General features: G+C 46.4%; 18 protein-coding genes and 1 pseudogene. 8 read left to right on the forward strand and 11 right to left on the reverse strand.

Annotation, left to right across the window (positions count from 1 at the left end; genetic code table 11):
- Positions 1–141: 141 nt before the first annotated feature.
- From ihfB to KHO06_RS06515, 5 genes are all read left to right on the forward strand, one after another.
- Positions 142–426 (forward strand): integration host factor subunit beta, encoded by a 285-nt coding sequence (ihfB, locus tag KHO06_RS06495; RefSeq protein WP_005431133.1) that lies wholly within the window; start codon positions 142–144, stop codon positions 424–426.
- Positions 427–566: 140 nt separating this feature from the next.
- Positions 567–860, forward strand: a complete 294-nt coding sequence (locus KHO06_RS06500; protein WP_005431104.1) for a lipopolysaccharide assembly protein LapA domain-containing protein — start codon at positions 567–569, stop codon at positions 858–860.
- An 18-nt stretch (positions 861–878) separates the two neighbouring features.
- Positions 879–2,054: a lipopolysaccharide assembly protein LapB gene (gene lapB / locus KHO06_RS06505; protein WP_005431114.1), complete on the forward strand. Its 1,176-nt coding sequence runs from the start codon at positions 879–881 to the stop codon at positions 2,052–2,054.
- 81 nt (positions 2,055–2,135) lie between these two features.
- Positions 2,136–2,837 (forward strand): orotidine-5'-phosphate decarboxylase, encoded by a 702-nt coding sequence (gene pyrF, locus KHO06_RS06510; protein WP_212582263.1) that lies wholly within the window; start codon positions 2,136–2,138, stop codon positions 2,835–2,837.
- Positions 2,838–3,260: 423 nt separating this feature from the next.
- Complete coding sequence (locus KHO06_RS06515; protein ID WP_005431040.1) at positions 3,261–5,108, forward strand: extracellular solute-binding protein; 1,848 nt, start codon at positions 3,261–3,263, stop codon at positions 5,106–5,108.
- An 84-nt stretch (positions 5,109–5,192) separates the two neighbouring features.
- On the opposite strand, the gene KHO06_RS06520 is transcribed toward KHO06_RS06515, so the two are convergent.
- The 10 genes from KHO06_RS06520 to KHO06_RS06565 all read right to left on the reverse strand — a co-directional run bounded on the left by KHO06_RS06520 (position 5,193) and on the right by KHO06_RS06565 (position 17,367).
- Positions 5,193–5,432 (reverse strand): hypothetical protein, encoded by a 240-nt coding sequence (locus KHO06_RS06520; protein ID WP_005431118.1) that lies wholly within the window; start codon positions 5,430–5,432, stop codon positions 5,193–5,195.
- A 148-nt stretch (positions 5,433–5,580) separates the two neighbouring features.
- On the reverse strand, positions 5,581–6,063 hold the full coding sequence (locus KHO06_RS06525) for an SRPBCC domain-containing protein (protein ID WP_212582264.1): 483 nt from the start codon (positions 6,061–6,063) through the stop codon (positions 5,581–5,583).
- 84 nt (positions 6,064–6,147) lie between these two features.
- Positions 6,148–6,927 (reverse strand): hypothetical protein, encoded by a 780-nt coding sequence (locus tag KHO06_RS06530; protein WP_212582265.1) that lies wholly within the window; start codon positions 6,925–6,927, stop codon positions 6,148–6,150.
- Between the two features lie 202 nt (positions 6,928–7,129).
- On the reverse strand, positions 7,130–7,699 hold the full coding sequence (locus tag KHO06_RS06535; RefSeq protein ID WP_005431055.1) for an ABC-type transport auxiliary lipoprotein family protein: 570 nt from the start codon (positions 7,697–7,699) through the stop codon (positions 7,130–7,132).
- Entirely contained in the window at positions 7,699–9,345 is a 1,647-nt protein-coding gene (gene pqiB, locus KHO06_RS06540) for an intermembrane transport protein PqiB (protein WP_212582266.1), read from the reverse strand. The genes KHO06_RS06535 and pqiB overlap by 1 nt, the downstream gene beginning before the upstream one ends.
- On the reverse strand, positions 9,338–10,669 hold the full coding sequence (locus KHO06_RS06545; RefSeq protein ID WP_212582267.1) for a paraquat-inducible protein A: 1,332 nt from the start codon (positions 10,667–10,669) through the stop codon (positions 9,338–9,340). Before KHO06_RS06545 ends, pqiB begins: the two co-directional genes overlap by 8 nt.
- A gap of 133 nt (positions 10,670–10,802) precedes the next feature.
- Positions 10,803–11,807, reverse strand: coding sequence for a substrate-binding domain-containing protein (locus KHO06_RS06550; RefSeq protein ID WP_212582447.1), 1,005 nt, complete (start codon positions 11,805–11,807; stop codon positions 10,803–10,805).
- Between the two features lie 190 nt (positions 11,808–11,997).
- The gene (locus KHO06_RS06555) at positions 11,998–15,090 is read right to left on the reverse strand and encodes a beta-galactosidase (protein WP_212582268.1); all 3,093 of its coding nucleotides are present in this window, start codon (positions 15,088–15,090) and stop codon (positions 11,998–12,000) included.
- Between the two features lie 90 nt (positions 15,091–15,180).
- Entirely contained in the window at positions 15,181–16,056 is an 876-nt protein-coding gene (locus tag KHO06_RS06560; protein WP_212582269.1) for a MalM family protein, read from the reverse strand.
- 69 nt (positions 16,057–16,125) lie between these two features.
- Positions 16,126–17,367, reverse strand: coding sequence for a carbohydrate porin (locus tag KHO06_RS06565; protein WP_005438917.1), 1,242 nt, complete (start codon positions 17,365–17,367; stop codon positions 16,126–16,128).
- Between the two features lie 837 nt (positions 17,368–18,204).
- Here KHO06_RS06565 and KHO06_RS06570 point away from each other — a divergent pair.
- Together KHO06_RS06570 and melB are read left to right on the forward strand one after the other, a co-directional pair.
- A complete protein-coding gene (locus tag KHO06_RS06570) occupies positions 18,205–20,322 on the forward strand; it encodes an alpha-galactosidase (protein ID WP_212582270.1) in 2,118 nt (705 codons plus the stop codon).
- Between the two features lie 395 nt (positions 20,323–20,717).
- A complete protein-coding gene (melB, locus tag KHO06_RS06575) occupies positions 20,718–22,091 on the forward strand; it encodes a melibiose:sodium transporter MelB (RefSeq protein WP_005438913.1) in 1,374 nt (457 codons plus the stop codon).
- A 101-nt stretch (positions 22,092–22,192) separates the two neighbouring features.
- On the opposite strand, the pseudogene KHO06_RS06580 reads toward melB, so the two are convergent.
- Positions 22,193–23,091, reverse strand: a pseudogene (locus KHO06_RS06580) (LysR family transcriptional regulator).
- Positions 23,092–23,230: 139 nt separating this feature from the next.
- On the opposite strand from KHO06_RS06580, the gene KHO06_RS06585 reads away from it, so the two are divergent.
- Positions 23,231–23,629, forward strand: a complete 399-nt coding sequence (locus tag KHO06_RS06585) for a hypothetical protein (RefSeq protein WP_005431160.1) — start codon at positions 23,231–23,233, stop codon at positions 23,627–23,629.
- Positions 23,630–23,695 lie beyond the last annotated feature (66 nt).

Consider the following 23,695-nt stretch of genomic DNA (forward strand, 5'->3'; position numbering starts at 1 on the left):
AATGTTGATAAACTATGCTAAAAAAAGACATTTTTTGATTGCGCATTTTGTGTAAAATTTGTCTAGAATTGATAGCAAGTGTTTGTTGGAATTAGTATTACTTACTATAATGAGTGATAAAGATACTCAAAGAGGGCAACTATGACTAAGTCTGAACTGATTGAAAGACTCTGCGCTGAGCAAACACATTTATCAGCGAAAGAGGTAGAAGATGCTGTAAAAGATATTTTGGAGCACATGGCCTCTACATTAGAGAGCGGTGACCGTATTGAGATCCGTGGCTTCGGTAGTTTTTCTCTTCATTACCGCGAACCTCGTGTAGGTCGCAACCCTAAAACGGGTGATAAGGTGGAGCTGGAAGGTAAATACGTTCCTCACTTCAAACCTGGTAAAGAGCTTCGTGAACGCGTAAATCTCGGTAGCTAAGGCTCTCTTATTAGTTTGAAAAAGCGGCATACTCTCGTGTATGCCGCTTTTTTATAACTAGATTATTGGTAATATACATGGTCTGAAGAAACATTTTACTGCATAATCTTACCTACTTACTCCTCGAAGGGTGATGTAACATGAAAATTATAAAAATCATTGCTGTTTTAGCTCTCTTTTTAATTGCACTGGCTTTAGGTTCTCAAAACCAAGAGATCGTGACGTTCAATTACCTTCTAGCGAAAGGTGAGTTCCACCTATCAACGCTACTGGGTGTGGTCTTTGTCGTTGGCTTTGGTCTGGCATGGGTTATCTTTGCTAGCATCCAATTCAAGACTCAGCTTCAAGTTCGCCGTCTGAAAAAGAAACTTAAAAAGTATGAGCCCGCTGAAGCAGAGAAACCTGCAAAACCAGCAGTAGAAAAACAGGCATAAGGATAAGGCTTAACTTTAATGCTTGAACTACTCTTCTTGTTATTGCCGATAGCCGCCGCCTATGGCTGGTACATGGGCCATCGCAGCGCTCAGCAAGACAAGCAGAAGCAATCTCATCAAATATCCCGTCAGTATGTGACGGGTCTTAACCTGCTCCTATCTGATCAGTCAGATAAGGCGGTTGACCACTTTATTGAATTGCTCCAAGTCGATAACGAAACGATAGATACACACCTAGCGTTGGGTAATCTTTTCCGTTCTCGTGGCGAAGTCGACCGCGCAATTCGCATTCACCAAAATCTCATTTCTCGTTCTGGCCTGACTCTGGACCAGAAAAACCTTGCTCTTCAGCAACTGGCTAAAGACTACATGGCGTCTGGTTTTTTAGACCGCGCAGAGAAAATCTTTGAGCAGCTAGTTGAGGAGCCAGACCATCGTGAAAGCGCGCTTCAACAACTGGTTACTATCTATCAACAGACGCGTGAGTGGGAAAAAGCCATTCATTACGCCAACCAGTTGGCGAAGATGGGCAAGAAGCGTACTCGTATTCGTGCCAACATCGCACACTTCTGGTGTGAACTAGCGATGCTTGACCAAGCAGATGGCAACACCAGCAAAGCAATTCAACACTTCAAGAAAGCACTGTCAGAAGACCCGAAATGTGTGCGTGCAAGCATTGCGCTGGGCCGTGTTTATTTGGAGTCAGAAGATTACAAGCACACCATTAAATACCTCACGGGTGTACTTGAACAAGATAAAGACTTTATCAGTGATGTACTGCCGACCATTGCCGAGTGTTATCACCACCTTGGTCAAGAAGATGAGCTGGTAGAGTTCTTGCGTGCGTGTATCGATAAGAAAGCCGGTGTATCGTCTGAACTGATGCTAGCACAGCTTGTGGCACATCATGAGAGCGTTGGTGCAGCGCAAGAGCTGTTGACCAAGCAACTATTGAAAAACCCAACCATGAAGGGCTTCTACCGCCTTATCGACTACCATATCGCGGAAGCAGAAGATGGTCGTGCGAAAGACAGTCTTTCTACACTGCAAGCGATGGTTGGAGAACAGTTAAAAGTAAAACCGCATTACCGATGCAGGAAATGTGGCTTCTCCACGCATTCCCTTTACTGGCATTGTCCATCATGTAAAGGATGGGGGACGATCAAGCCAATCCGAGGATTGGACGGTGAATAATTTTAATGCAGCTGGCAGAGTTTCTGTCCGCTGCATTTTTTTAACCTTTTTAATAAGAACCAAAACTAGTTAGGAGATGAAATGATCGACCAAAAAGTTATTGTCGCACTGGATTATGATAACCAAGCGGATGCACTTGCATTTGTAGATAGAATTGATCCTGCGTCATGTCGCCTAAAAGTAGGCAAGGAAATGTTTACGCTATTTGGTCCTGATTTCGTACGTGAGCTTCATAAACGTGGTTTCTCTGTATTCCTAGACCTGAAGTTTCACGATATCCCGAATACGTGTTCAAAAGCAGTTCGCGCTGCGGCTGAGCTAGGTGTATGGATGGTGAACGTTCACGCGAGTGGTGGTGAACGTATGATGACGGCATCTCGTGAGATTCTTGAACCTTACGGTAAAGACCGTCCACTGCTGATCGGCGTGACTGTGCTTACAAGCATGGAGCAAAGTGACTTGGGAGGTATTGGCTTGGACGTTGCGCCTCAAGAGCAAGTGATTCGTCTAGCTACGCTGACAAAGAATTCAGGTCTTGATGGCGTAGTCTGTTCTGCTCAAGAGTCATCACTTCTGAAGAATGAACTTGGCAAAGAGTTTAAGCTAGTAACTCCTGGTATTCGCCCTGCGGGCTCAGAGCAAGGCGATCAACGCCGCATCATGACTCCAGTCGATGCAATCCAAGCGGGATCAGACTATCTGGTTATTGGCCGTCCTATTACTCAGGCGGCGGATCCTGCATCGGTTCTTAAGTCAATCAACGACAGCTTAGCAAACATGTAATGTTGCTTTGAATTGAGCGCAAAGGTGAAGTGGGACGCTTCACCTTTTTTTGTTTTTGCAGCACGTAAAAATCTCTAGGAGTGATGTTATTCATATCGTGCCAGATGAACGCTGTGGCTGATGGTACTGCTAGGATCACATTTTACTAACATAAATGGCTGTGATACTCGGAAAGTGCAACCATGTGTTATGGGTAGCTTGCGTTACAAATGTGTAACGAATAGTATGGGGTTGATGCATTCACTGCGTTGTAAGGTCAGGATGACCTAGTGAAACTCTCTGATATTAATACGGAAGTGGATAGGACTTCACTTTGTATTTGCTCTCATTATTTCCTTTACCGCGCCTTGCGCGTGGTCACTTCGAGATTCACTACCGTCACTCTTCCTGCCGTACTGCGCAAACACAACAAGGAAGAAAACAATGATAAAGACCCTGCCATTTTCGGCACTGGCAATGTTGGTTGCGAGCAGTTTTCAACTAAATGCGGCTGAACTACCTGCAGATATCGAATGGACTTCGAATAATAACGAACCGCTATTTGCTTCAGAAGAAGCAGTACGAGGTGGTACTTACCGCACCTATATCCGCAGTTTCCCACAGACACTTCGTAGTGTAGGCCCAGATGCGAACTCTGGCCTTCGTCAGTACTTAATGGATGGCACGCCGAAACTGGCGCAGCGCCACCCTGACACAGGTAAATGGATTCCACAGCTTGCCAAAGCATGGGCATTTGGTGATGACAACAAAACGGTTTACTTTCAATTAGATGAAACGGCGAAATGGTCAGATGGTGAGAAGATCACCGCAGATGATTACGTGTTTATGATGAAGTACTACACGTCGGAAGACATCATCGATCCGTGGTACAACGACTTCTTTAAAACGAGCATTGTAAGTGTTGAGAAAATCGATGATTACACCATCAAAGTCAACTTAGCTGTCGCGCAAAGTGAAGATTCGTTAATGGTGTTAATCAACATGCCAAGTAACGGTTTCCAGCCTCGTCCTGAGCACTTCTTTAAGAAAGAAAAAGACGAAAATAACGATGGCATGCCAGATAATTTTGTTCGCAAGTTTAACTTCAAATCTGAGCCGACAGCAGCACCTTACTACATCGATAAAGTGAAGAAAGGTAAGAGCGTGACATTCAAACACGTTGGCGAAGATTGGTGGGGTTATAACAACCGTTACTACAAAAATCGTTACAACGTAGACAAAGTGCGTATCACAGTTATCCGTGATGAAGATATCGCAATGAAGCACTTTGAAAAGGGCAACTTAGACTACTTCGAGATGGTACTACCAAACTTCTGGCACGATAAAACAGACAGTGAAGTGTACAAGAAAGGCTATGTACAAAAGTACTGGGGCTTTAACCAGTCGCCTCAAGGTGCGGGCGGTCTTTGGATGAACACGGCTATGCCAATGCTGGATAACCTAGAAGTACGTAAAGGTGTCATGGCAGCAACCGACTATGACGGCATGATCGAAAACATCATGCGTGGTGACTATTCTCGTAAGCCACATGGTCTTGGTTTTGGCCATGGTGATTACGACGATCCAAACAACACACCGCCAAAATTTGATCCAGCAGAAGCGGTCAAACACTTCGAGAAAGCGGGCTTCGACAAAGTTGGCTCTGATGGTATCCGTGTGAACGATAAAGGTGAGCGTCTAAGCTTTGCCATCACTTACGGTTACAACTCACATACGCCGCGTATCGCGTACCTGAAAGAGCAAGCGAAGCTAGCAGGCTTAGAGTTTACTCTGAACTTGGTTGATGGTTCTTCTGCGTTCAAATACATTCTTGAGAAGAAACACCAGTTAGCGTTCTTGAACATGGGTTCTGGTGAGATCCCTGCGTACTGGGAGTACTTCCACTCAGACAACGCTAACAAACCACAAACGAATGCGCACACAAATTACAGCAGCCCAGAGCTAGACAAGTTGATCGAAGCGTATGACAACGAGTTTGAGCAGCAAAAACGTTACGACTTGTCTCGTCAGATTCAAAAATACATCGGTGATGCGAACGTGATCGTTCCTGGTTACATGGTGCCTTACACCCGTGATGCTCACTGGCGTTGGGTTAAGATCCCGAAAAACGGTATGACAAAGAATACTGAGTGGATCCTGCACCCAATGGACATTGCGAACTTCTGGATTGATAAATCTGTGAAGAAAGAGACCGAGAAAGCAATGAAGGCGGGCAAATCGTTCCCTGAAGTGACGGTTATCGACGACCGTTACAAGTTGTCATCGAACTAGTTGCTAAATAGCAAACAACAAAAAGCCCCGAAACTTGATTGAGTCGGGGCTTTTTTCATTTCAAAATACTAGCTTACTAGCTTACTAGCTTACTAGGTAAGAGGCTTCCAATAGGTAAGTCTTTACGTCACCAAGTGAAGCAAATGCTGCATCGATGGTCTTAAAACGTTCATCGATAGAGCTACTCGAAACGATCTGGCTAAATGTATTCAGCGAGAAAGCCTCGTTTGCTTTAAAAAACTGGTGTACGTTTTCCAGTTGAACTTTATGGATATGCTCGACCTTGCTTAAAGCAGCGGTAAGATCTGAAATGTTAATCGACATTGCTAATTTAACGCCTTTCTCTTGGCCTATAGGCCATAGGATTGGAATTTCTAATTTTCGCTAAGGGTATCTTAAGCGGTGTGTCTCAAATATGATTGAGATCAGGCCGAGTGCATTTATTGAGCATTGGGTTTGAAAGGCCATCGCGCTATTTTTCGCAATGACCATGAGATTGACGGCATAGTTCTTCCAACCATCTGAGGTGATACTTCCTTAACCGCCTTGGCGCAAAGTACTTCGTTAACCACGTGATTCCAACGCGCTGGGTGCTCTCTGTAATAATACAGCAACCGTGCTTCGTCGGTTCTAGCACCCAAGCATGGTAAATATCGATACTTCCTTTTTTCCCCTTCCATGCTAAGCGTTGGTTCTGTAAATACTCTACGACGGTACACTTCACTTCAAATCCAGAGGCCTTCCAACGAAACATAGTGTTTTTACATAAGGTGTTGTCGCCATTAAGGATTTGAACCATGGTTTTTGCACGTCGCCATGCCGGCCATTCTGGCGCTCGTACTAAATGTTGCCAAACGACTTCAGGAGGCTCTGGGATTTCAATTTGGCTACGAACATGAATCTGGGCATGTTTGGGGTGGTAATAATCTGGCCAGATAACTTCCGATTTATTCATCTCGGTGGTTCCTAATAGCTCTTGTTCTTATTAGCTTAGGAGAGTGTGGCGTAAAGTGCCGAAACGCTTCGCCCCACAAAGTACTTAGAAGTAAAGCCCAAGACCGATTAAGAAGCCATGTGATGCGGTGTCGTACTCAAAGGTTCCTTCATTCACATAATCTATCCAAGTGGATTTGTAGGCGAGGTTGATGTCTGACCATGTATTCATGTGATAACGCAAGCCAATTTGAGTCGCGTAGGTGAAGTTGGTGTCGGCACCTAAGCCAGCGTCCATGCTTGCGTGAAAGCGCCAATCCTCGTTAAGGTCATTCAGCCAACGGACGCCCATTAGGAAATCAACCCAGTCTTCTTTGATATTGAGTCTATCGACGAGAATGCGATTGTCATTCCGATAAACTTTACCTTTGATGTCGTTATCCCACCAACGTAAGCCAAACATGTAATCAATCATACCAAACGAGTATGCTCTGCGCTGGAACGCCTTTGCCTCTAACACGCCTTGTCGTACGTCTAAGTCCGCGCGATAGCTGACATTAGGAAGAAGGCCAGATAAGTTATTTGCACCGCTATTTAAGTTCATAAAACTGTAATCGAGGTAGTAGCCCCATTTTTCGTTGTACACCCCTTCAAGCCTTGCCATTGCGCCAATATCCAAGTGATCCATGATGAATTTAGGATCAACATCGAGGTCCGTTGAGAAATTCCCCATAGTAGAGTCGCCATTAATATTCAGAGCCTGCATGTAGATTTCAACACTATGCTGCCAACTGCTTTGTGATGGTTGCATTTCTTCTGCGACTGCGTTCGGAGCCGCAGCAAGTAAAGAGGTAATAGCGATAAAAGGTAAGGTCATCTTAGCCATCTCAACGTCCGTATTTTCGATGTGTTTGATAGGTTGCATAAAACTAGCGTAGGGCATGGAATGAGGGAATTCAAAGTCATGCAAGATCAAGCTAGTGAGGTGACGAACTTGAGAGGAGTGAGGTTTGCGTGAAAATTCAGAATAAAGGGAGAGGAGAATTAAAATCGCCCACTCAGAGAACTGAATGGGCGAGGAGGGGGGATTATAGTTGGGCTGCGATTTGGTCTGTTAGGTTGTTCAAACCCACTGACAGCGCATCAACAAGTGCGTCATAGCCATCATCTTGCAAAGGCATGTTGATTTTGACTGGTGCGCTATTTTTCACTTTGCCATTTTCATCAACAATCAACCATTCACCTTCAATTTCAGCGTTGCCTTGATAGCTACCATTAAACTTGCTCAGTGAAAGTAAAAGTTTGCTCTCACCACTTTGGTCAAGCAGGTTATTTACTTCAACCGGCCAGTATTGGCTTTGCTTGCTGCGCAGCTCGTCAATAATGCGTTGTGTTATTTGCTCAGAGATATTGTGCGCCCACTGATTGTGTTTCGCTTGAACGATTTTTGTTTCAGAGGTTCGATATACGATACCGCTGTCAGCAAGGTAGCTAGCAAGTTCTACAGGGCGAACCACCAGCTGTGGACGCTGAGCAATCGCGGTGTCACTTACCTTAGCAGAACTTGCTTCCGGTAAGACATACAAAGCACCAGAGTCTTCAGGTGCACTGCTACAACCTGCCAAAAGGGCAGAGATCAATAAAAGTCTGCGTTTCATTATTTTTGCCCTCTAACTGGGGTTGGATCGTTGACTTCATCTTCACCGAATACCAACGAGTTTGGTTTTTCATTCAACTGCTTGAGAACCGGTTTAAACTCAGTCATCACTTGCTCTAGTTCTTTCAACGTTGACTCCATTTCACTGTACATAGTGGAGTTCGGGCCATAGCCATCCAACGTTTTTTGTAACTGCTCCAAGCTCTTACGAATATCCGCTGGAATTGCTTTAGTGTCTTCTTGGTTAAGGAGACGATCCACGCTATTCGCTACGCGTTCTGCCGAAGCCAGTGTTTTTTCTGAGTTCTTCAGTGTCTTATTCAGTGAGTTCAACGTGTCTTCCATCGGCAAACTGTTCAGCTTAGTTAGGAAGTCATTGACTTGGCGTTGAACTTGGGCGAAACCACCTTGCTTCGTTGGGAATACATCATAGTCTTCAAACTTGCTTGGCACATACGGCTCTTCATCTGGGTAGAAGTCAGTGTCGATGTACAACGCACCGGTCAACAAGTTACCGGTTTTCAGTGTGCCACGGAGCCCCTTAGCAAACTCTTCTTTAAGCTTCTCTTTGAACCTTGGCAGTTGGCTAGACGGTAGGTTTTCATAAACGCGACCGAGCTCAATACGCACAAGTACTGGGATTTTCTTCGCTGAGAAATCTTCTTCAGGTGTTGGCATACGCATCGGTACTTTCATTACCGTACCGATACGAAGACCACGATATTCCACAGGTGCTTTGCGTTTTAGGCCACGAACTGATTCTTCAAACATCATCACAAATTGGATGTATTCGTCGTACATGCCTTCGCGTACTTGCTTCACATCATCGAAAAGACGGAAGTGCAGCATGTCCTCAGTGACTTTATATCCAGCACCTAAACCAGGCACAGTATCAAAAGTGACCCCGCCTGTGATTAGGCTTTCTAACGAACCAAATTTCACCTCAAAGCCTTCCGCGTTCAACTGCAAGTCAACGCCAGATGTTAGCCAAAAGTGGGTTTTGGTGCGCACTAAGCTGTCATATGGTTTGAAAATAAACAGTTGGTATAGCGCACGACGAGTTTCGACATCAAAGCTGGTTGTTTCCACTCGGCCTACGGTAAAACCTTTGTAGATAACGGGATCGCCAACACCAAGTTTTCCGGCTTCACGGTGAGTTAAAACGATACGCAGGCCTTCTGCATCGGGAGAGGCAACGGGTGGAACGTCAAGCACATCAAAGTGCTCTTTTTCTACCTTGGAGTTCCCCGGTTGCAATTGAATATAAGCGCCAGATAGTAATGTTTCTAAGCCAGATACACCTTCGCGACCAATACGTGGTTTCACCACCCAGAACATAGAGTCCTCACGCAGCATGCGATCGGCGTCTTTGTTCATTTGTGCGGTAGCAATGATATGGTCATAGTCTTCGCTAAGTTTGACGTCAGTGATAACGCCCACCTTTACGTTCAGAGCTTTGATTTCGGTTTTGCCGACTTCAATGCCTTCCGCTGTAGGAAGTTTTAACGTGATCTCTGGTCCTGTGCTGTTGATGTATTGGAACAGCATCCACGCTCCCATCGCTAGCGCAAGGATCGGGATGATCCAAATCGCAGAGACCTGCTTTTGAGGTTTTATTTGAGCGGTTGCGTTGTTCTCATCACTCATATTTGGCTTTCTCAGTTAAGTTATTGTTCATTGGCTCCTGCGCTTCGTTTTGTGGTAATTGCCACAACAAACGCGAGTCAAAAATCATTGCAGAGAGCATGGTTAGTATGACCACTGCAGCAAATGAGAGTGCAGCTGGACCGGGGTAAATCGCCATTAGGTTTTGCAACTGTACGAGCGCAACCAAAATCGCGACAACAAAAATATCAATCATTGACCAACGACCGATAAATTCTGTAATTCGATAGACCTTTAAACGGGAAATGCTTTCTTCCGGTGGTAAGTACTGTGCTTTTTGAGCGTTGTAGTAAAGCCACGCCAATGCCAGCATTTTGGCCATAGGGATAAACACACTAGCGAAGAAGATAACCGCTGCAATAGGGTAAGAACCCAGCTGCCACAGGAGAACCACACCCTCCATGATGGTGGAACCTTCGGAATGACCAAGGCTCACGGTATACATCATTGGATATAAATTGGCAGGAATGTAGAAAATGACCGCTGCAAACAGTAAAGCCCAAGCTTTCTGCATGTTATCTTTTGGGTTGTATCTGTGCACTGGGCTATCACAACGAAGACACTTTTGGTGCTTTTTATCTTCAATTGGATTGAGTTGATGACATGTGTGGCAACCGATGTGGTTTTCGTTATGGTGTGTGTCACCTTCTTTCACGTTTGGTAATTCAATCGCAGGAATGAAGTGTCCCCATAGCCAACTCTTGTCGACCATCGAAATGCACTTCACCACCAGCACGGTGTACACACAGAATGCCCAGAATGAGCTGCCCATGCCGATTTCTGCCAGCGAGGCAATCTTAATCAAGCTCACCAAAACGCCAATCAAAAATACATCAACCATCAGCCAAGGCTCGACTCGGAATAAGAGTCGACAAAGCGTTTTCGCCATGCGGATTTGTTTTTTCCCTAATGGGAGCTTGAGTGATTTTAGGGCTTCAAGGTGAAGAAAGAGGATCAAACCAACATAGATAGCGGGCAACACGACCACAGTCGCGAGCAGCAACGCACCGAGTAGCGCGTTATGAAATTCCGCCAACATCTTCGCCGCGTGCATTAAGGTGATCTCTTGGGATAAACCTTGAACGCTAAACGACATAAACGGGAAAGAGATGCTCAAAACCAACATGATCAGACACGCAACCGAAACAGCGATAACGCTTTGATACGGCTTGGCATTGACTTTGGTTAGCGAATGCTCACAGCGAGGACATTGGGCTTTTTGACCTTGTTCAATATCAGGGATACGAACGACCAAGCCGCACTCCTCACAGGAGATCAGTTGACGTGAATTAGGTTGAGTGCTCATTCAGTTATTATTTCGTACTTTTAATAACTAAGAATAACTCTTTTTCTTCTTAGACGCTTGTTTTTGCGGGGATGTTTTACAAGCTTCTAACCTGTTTAGATGGAAAAACCAGTCTCGGAGACTGGTTTGAGCTTTATTTGATACTGCCAACGGAAGAGCGTCTGACCAAAATTGGCATGAACAATTTGTGTTCAGTACGCTCTGTCTCTTCATTATTGACCAACTGAAGTGAGAGCTTTACCGCCTCGTTGGCCATCACTTGAATTGGGTAGCGAATGGTCGTGAGACGAGGGTAAATGTAGCGCGCGATATGACCATCATCGAATCCAATCACTGACATGTCTTCAGGAATACGGATGCCATTTTCTTGTAGCAAGGTCATGCAGCCCGCAGCCATGTAGTCGTTGTAGGTAGCAACAGCAGTGATGGGGGTGTTCTTCGCCATCAGGTTAACCATAGCTTGCTCGCCGCCGGTTTCATCTGGCTCGCCGTACTCGATGTATTCTTCACGAATCTTGATGCCGTTATCTCGCAAAGCATCAAGGTAACCGTCGCGACGATCTCTTGCATCTTCAATATCATGACCTGAGCAGATATAACCGATGTGTTCGTGTCCATTGCGAATCAAATGCTCAGTGGCAATGTAAGAGCCTTTGCGGTTATCCAAAGCAATACAGCGTGAAGCGATGTCTGGCACGATACGGTTGATCAGCACCATGCCCGGAATTTCATTGGCAAGCGTGGTTAACTCGGAATCCGTCATGCCTTTGCTGTGCACGACCAAAGATTCACAGCGGCTGTTGATCAGCAAGTTGATTGCGTTGCGCTCTTTCACGGCATCATGATAGCCGCTGCCAATAAGAAGCTGTTTCTCTTGTTCACTGGCAATGGTGTCGATGGCTTTGACCATGGTGCCAAAAAAGGGCGCAGAAACGTCGTTCACCAATACCCCGATCGCGTTGGACGATTTACTGACCAGTGCGCGCGCATTGGCGTTCGGGCGGTAGCCTAGTTTCGTCATTGCTTCTTTGACGGCGACAATCGCGGATTCACTGGTGTGAGGTGCGTTATTGATGACGCGAGACGCGGTTGCAATGGATACGCCAGCTTCTTTTGCGACGTCTTTGATGGTAGCCATAGGGAACTCAGGATCTGAAATTTGCTTCATTTAACAATGCACAGCGGATGAACTCAAACACCCAATTGAGAATAGTGGCGGTGTATCAAGCTTTTAAAGCAAATCGAACCTAGCTTGAATAAAAAATCCCCAAGCCGAAACTTGGGGATTAAGCCACACTGACGTGTTTTTTGTTTAGGGTATCAATCGATTACTGAGCGGGTTTAAACGTCACTTTGTAAGCGTATTGATTGTCCGTTAACTGGAATTCCTTGTGCACACTTGGGCTCCAAGAGTCATCACCGCCAACGCCCATGTGTTTATGGTCTAGGCGCACGTAAATCTTCTCTTCTGCGACCAAATCATTGGTGTGTTTCGCTGCTGCTAAGTGTTGCTGAGCGTACTGACTCACACTGAACTGGAAGTCACCCGTGATTTCTAACTCATTCACTTTCAGCCATTGCGTACCACAGCGCAGACCGCTGTCGGTTGGGAAAATGTATGGCGTGTGCATCTGCTCGAGTGTTTGTGTGTGCTGGCCGAAGCGCGCTGCTGCCAAACGGTCAGGGTAGTTTTCAAATGGACCTAAGCCTTGCCATGTGATCGGCGCGTTTTGCTCGTTCAATGGCAGTTCAAGTTCCAAACCGATACGTGGCATTGGTGGTAAATCATCAGCCAATTTCACGTCGACAGCTAATGCCATCTCACCGTTATTGCTTAGTGTGTGTGTCCAAGTCGTGATCGCCTGTACTTCACCATTAAAGTGGTAAGCGAACGTCGAAGTCACTTTCACTGCATGCGCCAGAGTTTCACTGTGGCAAGCGACGCATTGGCGTTCCCACTGGCCGATACCCGCCATGTCCCAACGACACATCCAAGCGTTTGGATCGACGTTGTCGATTTCGCTCACACCGATGTCGTTATCCAGTGGCGCACGGAAGAAGTTATCTTGTGGTGCCGCGAGCATTTGTGCCTCGCCATCGACACGCCAATCGGTCATCAAGCCAGTTTGGCTATCCCAACGCCATTGATGTTTTTCATCCAAGCTAGACACCAAAACGGCGTTGTCTTGCTGCGTTAGCATTGGTGCTGGTTGCGTTTCCAATGTTGGCAGAGCAAGGCCTGCTGTATTGCGTAGTGACATTTGCTCAGAAGCGACGACGTGTTCTGCGTCAGCCCAAGGCGTTGCAGCAATCAGAGTAATGTCGGTATTTAAGTGATATTGCGCTTCCGCTTTTGGCGTGAAGTTAAGGGCAATCTCAATACTTGCTTGGCTGTCCGCTTCTACGTTAAGCGCCAATGAACCGGTTTGGATGACTTTGCCATCTTGCAACAGAGACCAGTTCAATTGCTCGTTATCGGTCGCGCGGAACAAGTTCTCGTTAGTCACCAATAGCGTACATGCATCGTTGGTTTGCTTTTGCAGTGATACGGTGATCATGCGTTGGCAGTATTTTGCTTCTTCCAACGTTGGATGAATCGTGCGATCTGGGAAGATCAAACCATTGATGCAGAACTGACGGTCATTGATTTCATCACCAAAGTCGCCGCCGTAAGCCCAGAAGTGTTGGCCGTTTTCATCCCATTGGCTCAAGCCTTGATCGACCCAATCCCAAATAAAGCCACCTTGTAGGCGAGGGTAATCGCGGAACGCATCCCAGTAGTCATTAAAGCTACCCAGACTGTTGCCCATCGCGTGTGCGTATTCACACAAGATCAAAGGACGTGTTTCGTTTGGTAACGACACCCATTTCTTGATTGCCCATTTAGGCACGGCTTCGTCTTCGATGACCGTATTCACACGCGCGTACATTGGCGCAATGATGTCGGTTGCCGTGGTGTTTGAACCGCCACCTTCGTACTGCACTGGGCGAGAAGGATCGTAGTTTTTAGACCAAGCGTACATGGCATTGTGGTTGCTGCCGTGACCGGATTCGTTACCTAAAGACCAGATGATGATCGAAGGGTGGTTCTTATCGCGCATTACCATTTGGGTGTAGCGGCTCATGTAAGCATGCGCCCATTGCGGGTCGCTCGATAGGCGGTTCATTGGCTGCATGCCATGAGTTTCGATGTTCGCCTCATCGCACACGTACAAGCCGTATTGGTCACACAGTTCATACCAACGAGGGTGGTTCGGGTAGTGCGCTGTGCGTACCGCGTTGAAGTTGTATTGCTTCATCAAGCAGATGTCACGGATCATGTCTTCTTCCGTCATCACATGACCAAGCTCGGGGTGATGTTCGTGACGGTTCACGCCGCGGATCAACAAGGGCTTACCGTTTAGCTTCAATTGGCCATCGGTGATTTCGACTTTACGGAAGCCCACAGGGTATGCTTCGCTTTCTAAGTGCGTGCCATTTTCATCCAACAATGAAACGACTAAGCGGTAAAGGTTCGGTGTTTCCGCCGTCCATTTCTTTGGCTCGCGTACGTGCAATGTTTGGAATACCACGTCATTCCATGTGCCACGTTCGTCAATGCGACGGTTGTGTGGGCGGTCGATGCGAGGTTCTGTCACAGCTTGTTCACCGTTAAACAGCTGCACTTGAACTTGGTAGGTGTCTGGCGCAGAAATCGAAGTCACAACCGACAGTGAACCATCGCGGTAACACGCGTCTAAATCCGGTGTGATGAACACATCTTCAATGCAGTGTTGTGGTTTAGAAAGTAGAGTCACGTCGCGGAAGATACCACTTAGCCACCACATATCTTGGTCTTCTAGGTAGCTGCCATCACTCCAACGAATCACCATGACGGCAAGGCTGTTGTCACCTGCAACAAGGTAAGGCGTTAGGTCGAATTCAGAAGGTAGGCGGCTGTCTTGACTGTAGCCAACCCAAGTACCGTTACACCAAAGATGGAAAGCCGAGTTCACGCCATCAAAGATAATGCGCTGCGTATTGGCTAAATCTTCTGCTGAAAGTGACACGGTAGTGCGGTAGCAACCCGTTGGGTTATCTCTTGGTACAAACGGCGGGTTTACTTCGAATGGGTATTTCACGTTGGCGTAGATAGGCTTGTCGTAACCTTGCATTTGCCAGTTTGAAGGGACAGTAATCTCATCCCAGTCTTTGTCATTGAATTGTGACTCGATGAACTCGCCGTCAACTTGCTCTGGCGCATCAAACAGTTTGAATTTCCATTGTCCGTTCAGCGATTGACGCTGGGCTTGAATACCGTCGCGGGCATGGTCAATATCGCGGAAACTGGAAAGAGGGCTGTGAGCCTTAAGACAGTGAATGTTCACTGATTGCGGGTTTTCCCAGTCGCGTCTTTGGAGAATTTCTGAAAATGCCTTCATGGTTTTCCTACTTAACTTTTTGTTTCTAATCTTGTTTCGCTACGGAGTTTGAGCCCGTAGCGAGAGTGTCTTTGGTCTTGTTGTGAAGCGTTATTTTGCTAATTGCTTCACGAGATAATCTTTTGCTTGGGTAAAGCCTTGCTCAGCTGCTTGGTTGGCAATCGCCGCAGCTTGTTTTACGTCGTTGTCTTTGAGCGCTGCATCGATTTGAGATTGGTACAACGTCCATTCATCTTGTGCTTCAGGCGATGAGGCAGGGGTTAACTCTGCTTTTGCGGTGTCCTTGGTTTGTGTGCCCAATTCCGCCAAAAGCGTTAATACCGCGTTGTTGTCGGAGGCACTCGCCGTAACATCAATAACGCCAAAAGGTTGGAACTGAGCAGTGAGCGGAAGCTGTTTACTGCCAATGACGTTTTGTGTTTCTGCGTAAACTTCTTCTGGGTGCTTACGAGTCAATTTGGTGCCAAGCAGTGTCGAGTCTGAAGCGATGACCACATATTGCGCGCCATTAAGTTGTGGGTTCACCGTGATCACTTGTTCAACACGTTCTAAGCCGCGCATACCCGTTGTGTGGTAGTTAAAGTCTTTCGCCGAGTAATCGGTTAGAAGCTGCCATTTCGTGTCATAAATAAGAATGTTCGCAGCAAATAGCGCATTGTTATCAACATAAGAGCGAACAAGTAGCGAGAATGGCGCGTCAGAAGTGATTTGGTAGCTCATTACTGGGAGCGGTTTGGATGAAGCAGAATCTGAAGAAAGTAAAACCGCACTGCTAACACTTGGCAGATTTGCATCTATAGCCACCTGCTGGTGGAAAGGAATCGATAGGGCGGTCAGAGGCAAAGCATCTAACGTTGAGCAACATTGTGGTTGGCTCAAATCAGTATTAAAGGTTTGCTCTGGTAATCCACTGCACGCGCCAAGAGACATAGCCATGAATAGAGTTGCTAGCGGTTTTAGTTTCATCTGCGTTGTCCTTTGTGGGGTGAGCGTATTACTCACCCCGTTGGGTTCATAAATAGTAGCGGGTTTGGATTACCACCATGTTTCGACGTTAAAGCCGAAGGTGATTTCGTCGACGTTTTGTCCACCAGTGCTGCGAGCATGGCCGTAGACTTCGCCGCCACGGTTCCACTCATCGGTTTTCTCTGAGTAGGTTGCGAACAAGCGCAGTGATGGGCGAGCCCAAACGCCTTTGCCTGCTTGGAACATTTGTGCCACCGTCACTTTGTACATGTCGTTGGTGCCAGCGCCGTTTTGTGCTTCTACTGATTCGTAGCCAACTTCAAGTGCGGTTGCCATGTATTCTGTCCAGCTGTATTGAGGGCGAGCACCCACGCTGAACCATTTCTCACCTTCGTTGTTATCCAGGTTTTTGTCTTGGTATGCGATGGAGTACATCACTTGGAAATCTTCATTCACGTTAAGGTCGCCAGAGTTGAAAATACGCCAGCTGTAACCATCGTGCTCAACGCCTGTGTTGTATTTACGGTTTGAGCCGCCTTCAGCACTCATTAAACCGCCCGCAAGCGCATCTGTACCGTATTGGAAAGCGAATGTGTTTGAACCATAGTTCCAAGCTTGACGGTAAAGAGCAGAAAGCATGGCGCCAGAAGTGGTGATGTCACTTTCGTCATAACTAGAGTTTTGCGTGAACACGTAGTTCAAACCGACCGTAAGATCTGCGCTGTCGCTCAGTTCAATGCCGCTTAAACGTGCGTCAATGTTGTGTAAGCTGCGGCCATCTGCGCTAGAGTTTGGCGCCATCCATGCGATGTGACCTTTAGCAAAGCCAAGATCCCAGTTTTCAATACCGATACCTGTGCTCGATGTGTCCCAGTATTTAATGTCGATCATGTGCACTTCATGACGGCGGTAAAAACGTTCGCCCGCCCAAACGGTGGCATCCGCTTGGCCTTCAAACAGACCATGACCTGCCGACCACATTTGGATCAAGCTTACGTCACCCCAGCTTTCGCCACTACCAAGGTAAAGTGTGGTATCAAAGTACGCGTCGCCTTGCTGCCAAACGTCGGCTTTGAGGCCCGCTTCCCACCAGTTCAGTTCGTTACCCAAACGGTAGTTACCGTAACCTTGACCAGCACGAATCACATCGTTGCGTTCGCCTTTGCCACCATTGTGTTCATCGTTATCGGTGTAAATGTTGCCCCACTTGGCGTAGCCGAAGTAAGTGATGTTCTCCACTGCAGCCATACCAGCAAGCGGTGCTAGGGCGAGGGTTAACCCAAGCGCTCTTACAAGCGTCTTTTGTTTCATGAAGTGTCTCCATTCTATTTTTATGGATTTATTTTTTATTGGTTTGAGTCCTAACTCGCTGCGCAGTGTAAATAAACTCTGGAAACGTTTTCATGATGAGGTTGGCATTTTTGTCGTAATGAGGGGTTTATTACTATTTTGTGTGATTGCGATCTCTTAAATCGAGGTTTTAAGCGCGGTTTTAGATTAATTTCTGACCGCGTTAGTTGGAATCGTTTACTTTATTTGGACGATGTTTGAGTTGGTAGATGGAAGGTTGTTTTATTTAAGGTGCTGATTTAAAATGATTTTTTCTAAAAAAAGGAAGTTGTTAGGAAGAAGAGGAAAGAGAGCCCAATTGAAATCAACTGGGCATGTGAGACAAGGAAGCATATACAACAAGTGATTCGCGGGCGCACTGCACACGAGCATTTGCGGTATCGTCAAACTGGGATTTTGAGTTAGGACCCAAGAGAGACACTTCATAAAGAATCTCGAAGCCTCAAGAATACGGTTGTCGGTTAACCACTTCAAGAGGTGAGGAGTTCAACTGAGCGCTCTGTAACCTTATTGATGATTTTATTGTTGTAAGGCAATGAATTAAATAACGAAAAATTCTTTATAAATCAGATGAGTATTCGAGTTTGCGTGCCGTGCTTTAAAGAACTCAGTTACCAAAGAATCTGAGGTTTTTGGAGCTGATCGTAGCGTAATATAAGAAGGAATAAGGCGTAGCGGGCGGTGGCACAAGTTTGAAAAATTAACTGTAAACGTTTCCATGATTTTGGTGTGGCTCACAGATTCTTTTGTTTTTTTCATTATGATGCAGCGTAATTTCCAGTTTCAAGGTAAGACAAGATGACGGACAAAACACTGATTGAGCTAACCGGTCAGCAAACTCAATTGATTGTAGAGTTGGGCGAATATGCAGAGATTCTGCATTGGGGACAAAAAGTAAGTGGTGACCTTAGTGGTTTCCGCATGGCTTTACATCGTCCCGTGCCATACGGCCGTTTGGACAGCGATGTATCCATGACTCTACACCCAGAGCTTGGTCGTGGCGTTTTCAGCAGCCCTGGTGTGGAAGGGCATCGCGATGGTCAAGATTGGGCTCCAGTGTTTGTCATCTCCCATATTGAACAACAGCAAGACAGTATTGTGATTGAGAGCGAAGATGCAATCGCAGGCCTTCGTTTACAAACCGAGCTTAAGCTTGATAGCAACGATGTGGTGAGAACGCGTCATACGCTCACCAACAAAAAAGCAGGTGTTTATCATGTGAACCGTCTTGCCAATACGTTGCCTTTGCCAGCTCGTGCGAATGAGTTGATGACTTATTACGGGCGCTGGGTTCATGAATTCCAGACGGTGCGCCAGCCATTGCTGCAAGGCGGCTACCAACAAGAAAACCGTCGTGGGCGTACTTCTCATGAGCATTATCCTGCGCTTGTTGCTGGTACGACTCACTTTGATGAAATGAATGGCGATGTGTGGGGCTTCCATTTCGCATGGAGTGGTAACCACAGATTGCGTGTAGACGTGAAAGCCGATGGCCGTCGTTACATGCAGGCTGAAGTTATTTACCTGCCTGGTGAAGTGGCGCTAAAAGAAGGTGAGAGCATTACGACGCCTTGGCTGTACGCGAGCCACAGTAATTGTGGTTTGAATGGTATGAGTCATCACTTCCACTCTCATGTGCGTGAAACGATTTTGCCGAGTGATTTCACCGAAAAACCTCGCCCAATCCACCTCAACACGTGGGAAGGCATCTACTTCGACCACGATCCAGAATACATCATGTCGATGGCAACTCAGTCGGCAGAGATGGGTGTAGAACGCTTTATCATTGATGATGGCTGGTTCAAAGGGCGTAACGGTGACAAAGCAGGGCTAGGGGATTGGTTCCTGTGTGAAGCTAAGTACCCAAATGGCTTGCACCCGATTGTGGAACACGTAAATAAATTGGGCATGGAATTTGGCTTGTGGTTTGAGCCAGAGATGATCAACAAAGATTCCGAATTGTTCCGTACGCATCCTGATTGGTTATTGGCTGTAAACGGTTACGATCAGCCAACCGGTCGCAACCAATACGTGATTAACCTGCAAAACGATGAGGCTTTTAACTTCCTGTTTGAGCGATTGGATCATTTCCTCTCGACTTACAATATCGCTTACATCAAGTGGGATATGAACCGTGAAGTCGTTCAGCCAGCGCACTTAGGTCAGGCTGCGGCGCACAATCAAACCCAACGTTACTACCAGTTAGTTGATAAAGTTCGTGAAAAGCACCCGAAAGTGGAGATTGAATCTTGTGCGGCAGGTGGTGGTCGTATTGATTTTGAGGTTCTGAAACGCACGCATCGATTCTGGGCTTCAGACAATAACGACGCACTTGAGCGTCAAACCATTCAACGCGGTATGAGCTACTTCTTCCCGCCAGAAGTGATGGGCAGCCATATTGGTGCAAGCCATTGTCATAGCACGCGCCGTCGTCACAGCATCGAGTTCCGTGGGCTTACGGCACTGTTCGGTCATATGGGGATTGAGCTTGACCCAGTGAAAGAAGAACAAGCAGAAAAAGAAGGCTTTGAGCGCTACATCAAGCTGCACAAAATGCTTCGCCCATTGCTACACAGCGGCAGAACTTGGCGAATCCCAACGGACGATAAAGCACATCAAATTCATGCGGTTGTCTCAAACGATCAATCGGAAGCGGTGGTGATGATTGCTCAGCTCGCGATGCCGACGAACTCTTTAAGTGGGCATTTGCGTGTACCGGGCTTGGATCCACAAGCGACATATCGAGTGACGGTATTGGATAAACCGTCTAACTACGATGACATCGTGAATTATCAACCACCTTGGACTGAATCGGGTTGTGAGCTATCTGGCGCATGGTGTGAAGAGGTTGGCTTAACCATGCCAATCCTTGATGCTGAAAGTGCCATGTTGGTGAAGTTCGAACGTATTCACTAAGCCATATCTATTTAGAACCTTGCCTATTTAAAATCATGGCTATTTAGACGATTTCATCGTTTCTCATTGGTTTTCTATCGCCGTACAGACATCAGGTTTGTACGGCTTTTTGCGTTGGTTTTAATTGGTTGTTTTGAAATCGTTCTCATACTTAATGAGCGTAAAGTGTTGATAAAATGGCATAAATAACACGAACTCCTCGCATTAATAGGTCTAAATATTGTTCGATGTCTCATTTTGAAAACTTGTCTGTAAACGTTTCCATAAAGCGGTTTTTGATCACAGTAAGGCATTCAGTGTGTGAGTAGCATTAGCATCGAAATATAAATAAAAGACGTCGACGTTATGAATTCTAGTTAGGGGAATGAATAGCAGTACGACACTAAGGAACTATTATGTCTGATAAAATTACGCTACAAACCAAGCTGTCCTACGGTCTTGGCGCACTCGGTAAAGACTTTGCCTGTGCACCTATCTACATCTTCTTAATGTTCTACTTCACTGACGTAGCCGGCTTGTCTGCTGCTTTCGTTGGTACAATCTTCTTAGCCGCTCGTATTATTGATGCGATTACTGACCCAATGATGGGTGTGATCGTGGATAACACGCGCTCAAAATTCGGCAAATTCCGCCCTTGGATTGTGATTGGTACGTTATTAAACGCAGTAGTACTGGTTGGCCTTTTCAGTACTCACATGTTTGAAGGTACTACGCTTTACATCTACGCAGCAGCGGCATACATCCTTTGGGGTCTAACGTACACCATTATGGATATCCCTTACTGGTCAATGATTCCGGCGCTATCAAGCTCTCGCCAAGAACGTGAAAAGTTGGTGGTATGGCCACGTCTGTTCGCGAGCCTTGCATGGTTCATTACTGGTACTTACGGTCTGCACATCGTGGGTGAGCTAGGTAATGGCAACCAAGGCGACGGCTTCTTCAATGTTGCGATGCTGATTGCGGTTCTGTTTGTGATGAGTGCATTCTTGATTGCTCGTAACGTAAAAGAGAAAGCAGCACCAGCTAACGCAAAACCAGCAGAGAAATTCAGCTTCAAAGACGTTTTGACTATCATCGGTAAAAACGACCAGCTTAAAGCGCTAATCGGCACTGTTCTGTCTTTCCAAATTGCGAACCTATTGGTTGGTGGCTTCGCGATTTACTACTTCTCTTACGCACTGGGTAACGCAGAGCTATTCCCAGTTTACATGGCGGTTGCAGGCGCAGCAGAAGTAGCGGGTGTGTTCTTGTTCCCTCGTATCGCTTCTCTATTACCACGTAAACTTCTATGGCCTATCGCTTGTGGCTTCCCAATCCTGTCTTGTGTACTTCTACTATTGATGGGCTTCATCGCTCCAGCTAACGCGCTAATGATTGGTATGGCGGGTGCGGCAATTAAATTCGGTGTAGGTATCGCGAACGCGCTGCAAACTGTAATGCTGGCTGATGTTGTGGATTACGGCGAGCACAAAACAGGTCGTCGTAGCGAGAGCGTTATCTTCTCAGTACAAACCATGCTTGTGAAATTCGCAGGCGCAGCAGGTGGCTTCATCGTGGGTGTTGGTCTGTCTGTTGTGGGTTACGTACCAAACGTAGAGCAATCAGCAAGCACCATTATGGGCCTAGAATTTATGATGATTGGTCTACCTGCCATCATGATGACCATCAGTGGCGTGATTTACCAACGTTACTACCATCTACACGAAGGCTTCAACAAAGAAGAAGCTGAGCAACAAACTCAAGTTGAAAGCGTTCCAGCACAAGCATAATCGTTACGTTTTCAGTTAAGTACCCCAACTCAATTTAGTCACTAAGATAAAGCGCCTCCAGATGGAGGCGTTTTTGTGATCAGGTTAGGGCAGAACGAACACTAAAACTCCTGCTCAAATTTGGCTTTAACGAAGTCGATAAAGGTGCGTAGGCGTTTCGGTTGATAACGGTCGCGATGGAAATGGCAGACAAAGGAACAGAAGGGATTTCCCACTCTGGCATTACTTTAACCAGTTGGCCTTGTTTGACCTCTTCGTCGCAGTAACTTAATGGCACACGGATAATTCCGTTACCGTGTAGTGCGCCCATCACGAGTGCTCGGCCGTTTTTACAACGCAGATTACCTTTCACGATGACGTCACTGTGTTCTTTCGGATTGGCAACATTACGGTAACTCCAGCGAGTGACAGAGCCAGTCAGAGTCCGGTGTTTCGCCAAATCTTTTGGCGTCACTGGTTCCCCATGCGTTTTGAGGTAGTTCGGGCTTGCCAGCGTCACCATATCAATCATCATCAGTTTACGTGCGACGAATCCTGCGTCTTCCAATTCCCCCATGCGAATCGCGACATCGAATTGATCTTCAATCAGGTCAATGCGTGGCGAAGAGAAGTCGAGGTCGACCGTAATGTTCGGGTATTCCAACATGAACTCATTGACGTATTTGGCAATGATGTCCTCGCCGATATAGCCACCCACGCAGTTTACGCGAATCAAGCCGCGCACTTCTTGAGTGTCGTCGACTGCGGCGATCAACGCTTGGTCGATATCGCGCAGAGCTTTCTCACACTCTTGGTAAAAACGTTCACCAGCATGGGTCAAACGCAGAGTACGTGTGGTGCGAGTTAGTAAGGTCACGCCCATTTGTGCTTCAAGTCCACTGATTTGGCGAGACACATGAGAACGAGAGACGGAAAGCGCTTCTGCCGCTTTGGTGAAGTTACCCAGTTGAGCGATCAAAACGAAGGAGCGAATATCAGCAAGATTAACTTTATTGAGCATGTTGAATTATTTACAGAAACGGTAGTCATAAGACTATCACAGTTAGTTACGAAAACGCGCTGTTCAAAAAATCATACCACTTGAGGTTTATGCTAACTTGCGTATGATTTCCCGCGTTTCCACATTTATCGAAGTTAGAATGCACTCATCCACTTTACAATCTGCTGCGTCCCGACAACAGGGCAAATGGCTCCTAGCGCTAATAGGCTGGGTAATTGTGGTGTGTCTGATGAAAAATTCTGGCTTGATGTTCAGTTGTGCCATGCAATATGACGCAAGCTCGACTTCTGCGGTTGTCGGCGATGAAGTTAAAATCGTAAAAGCAGAAAGTGGGCATGACACGAGTAAATGTGAATTGTCTGAAAAGCTGATTCAATTTGCTCAGCAACAACTGGAAACCTTGGTCGTTGTATTATTTGTTGGCATTTTCGCGCTTGTCGTGTGGCGCTGTTGTGCGTTCGCTAGCAAAAGACAATGGACCGAACCGATAGTCCAAAAGTATCGAGTCCATCTCACCCTGTGTGTATTCCGCGAATAACAAGTGATTTCTGACGAGTTTCGTCAGCGATTTTCTACACTTGTTTTTAACTAGGAATAACTATGA

It is taken from the genome of Vibrio sp. B1FIG11 (assembly GCF_905175335.1).
Taxonomy (GTDB): domain Bacteria; phylum Pseudomonadota; class Gammaproteobacteria; order Enterobacterales; family Vibrionaceae; genus Vibrio; species Vibrio campbellii.

Excerpts from the sequence above, each read along its gene's own strand:
- melB (WP_005438913.1), top strand. The coding sequence starts at position 20,718 with ATGTCTGATAAAATTACGCTACAAACCAAGCTGTCCTACGGTCTTGGC.
- lapB (WP_005431114.1), top strand. The coding sequence starts at position 879 with ATGCTTGAACTACTCTTCTTGTTATTGCCGATAGCCGCCGCCTATGGC.
- KHO06_RS06500 (WP_005431104.1), top strand. The coding sequence starts at position 567 with ATGAAAATTATAAAAATCATTGCTGTTTTAGCTCTCTTTTTAATTGCA.
- KHO06_RS06550 (WP_212582447.1), bottom strand. The coding sequence starts at position 11,807 with ATGGCTACCATCAAAGACGTCGCAAAAGAAGCTGGCGTATCCATTGCA.
- KHO06_RS06525 (WP_212582264.1), bottom strand. The coding sequence starts at position 6,063 with ATGAATAAATCGGAAGTTATCTGGCCAGATTATTACCACCCCAAACAT.
- pqiB (WP_212582266.1), bottom strand. The coding sequence starts at position 9,345 with ATGAGTGATGAGAACAACGCAACCGCTCAAATAAAACCTCAAAAGCAG.
- KHO06_RS06565 (WP_005438917.1), bottom strand. The coding sequence starts at position 17,367 with ATGAAACAAAAGACGCTTGTAAGAGCGCTTGGGTTAACCCTCGCCCTA.
- KHO06_RS06530 (WP_212582265.1), bottom strand. The coding sequence starts at position 6,927 with ATGGCTAAGATGACCTTACCTTTTATCGCTATTACCTCTTTACTTGCT.
- KHO06_RS06545 (WP_212582267.1), bottom strand. The coding sequence starts at position 10,669 with ATGAGCACTCAACCTAATTCACGTCAACTGATCTCCTGTGAGGAGTGC.
- KHO06_RS06555 (WP_212582268.1), bottom strand. The coding sequence starts at position 15,090 with ATGAAGGCATTTTCAGAAATTCTCCAAAGACGCGACTGGGAAAACCCG.
- KHO06_RS06535 (WP_005431055.1), bottom strand. The coding sequence starts at position 7,699 with ATGAAACGCAGACTTTTATTGATCTCTGCCCTTTTGGCAGGTTGTAGC.
- KHO06_RS06515 (WP_005431040.1), top strand. The coding sequence starts at position 3,261 with ATGATAAAGACCCTGCCATTTTCGGCACTGGCAATGTTGGTTGCGAGC.
- KHO06_RS06560 (WP_212582269.1), bottom strand. The coding sequence starts at position 16,056 with ATGAAACTAAAACCGCTAGCAACTCTATTCATGGCTATGTCTCTTGGC.
- ihfB (WP_005431133.1), top strand. The coding sequence starts at position 142 with ATGACTAAGTCTGAACTGATTGAAAGACTCTGCGCTGAGCAAACACAT.
- pyrF (WP_212582263.1), top strand. The coding sequence starts at position 2,136 with ATGATCGACCAAAAAGTTATTGTCGCACTGGATTATGATAACCAAGCG.
- KHO06_RS06585 (WP_005431160.1), top strand. The coding sequence starts at position 23,231 with ATGCACTCATCCACTTTACAATCTGCTGCGTCCCGACAACAGGGCAAA.
- KHO06_RS06570 (WP_212582270.1), top strand. The coding sequence starts at position 18,205 with ATGACGGACAAAACACTGATTGAGCTAACCGGTCAGCAAACTCAATTG.
- KHO06_RS06520 (WP_005431118.1), bottom strand. The coding sequence starts at position 5,432 with ATGTCGATTAACATTTCAGATCTTACCGCTGCTTTAAGCAAGGTCGAG.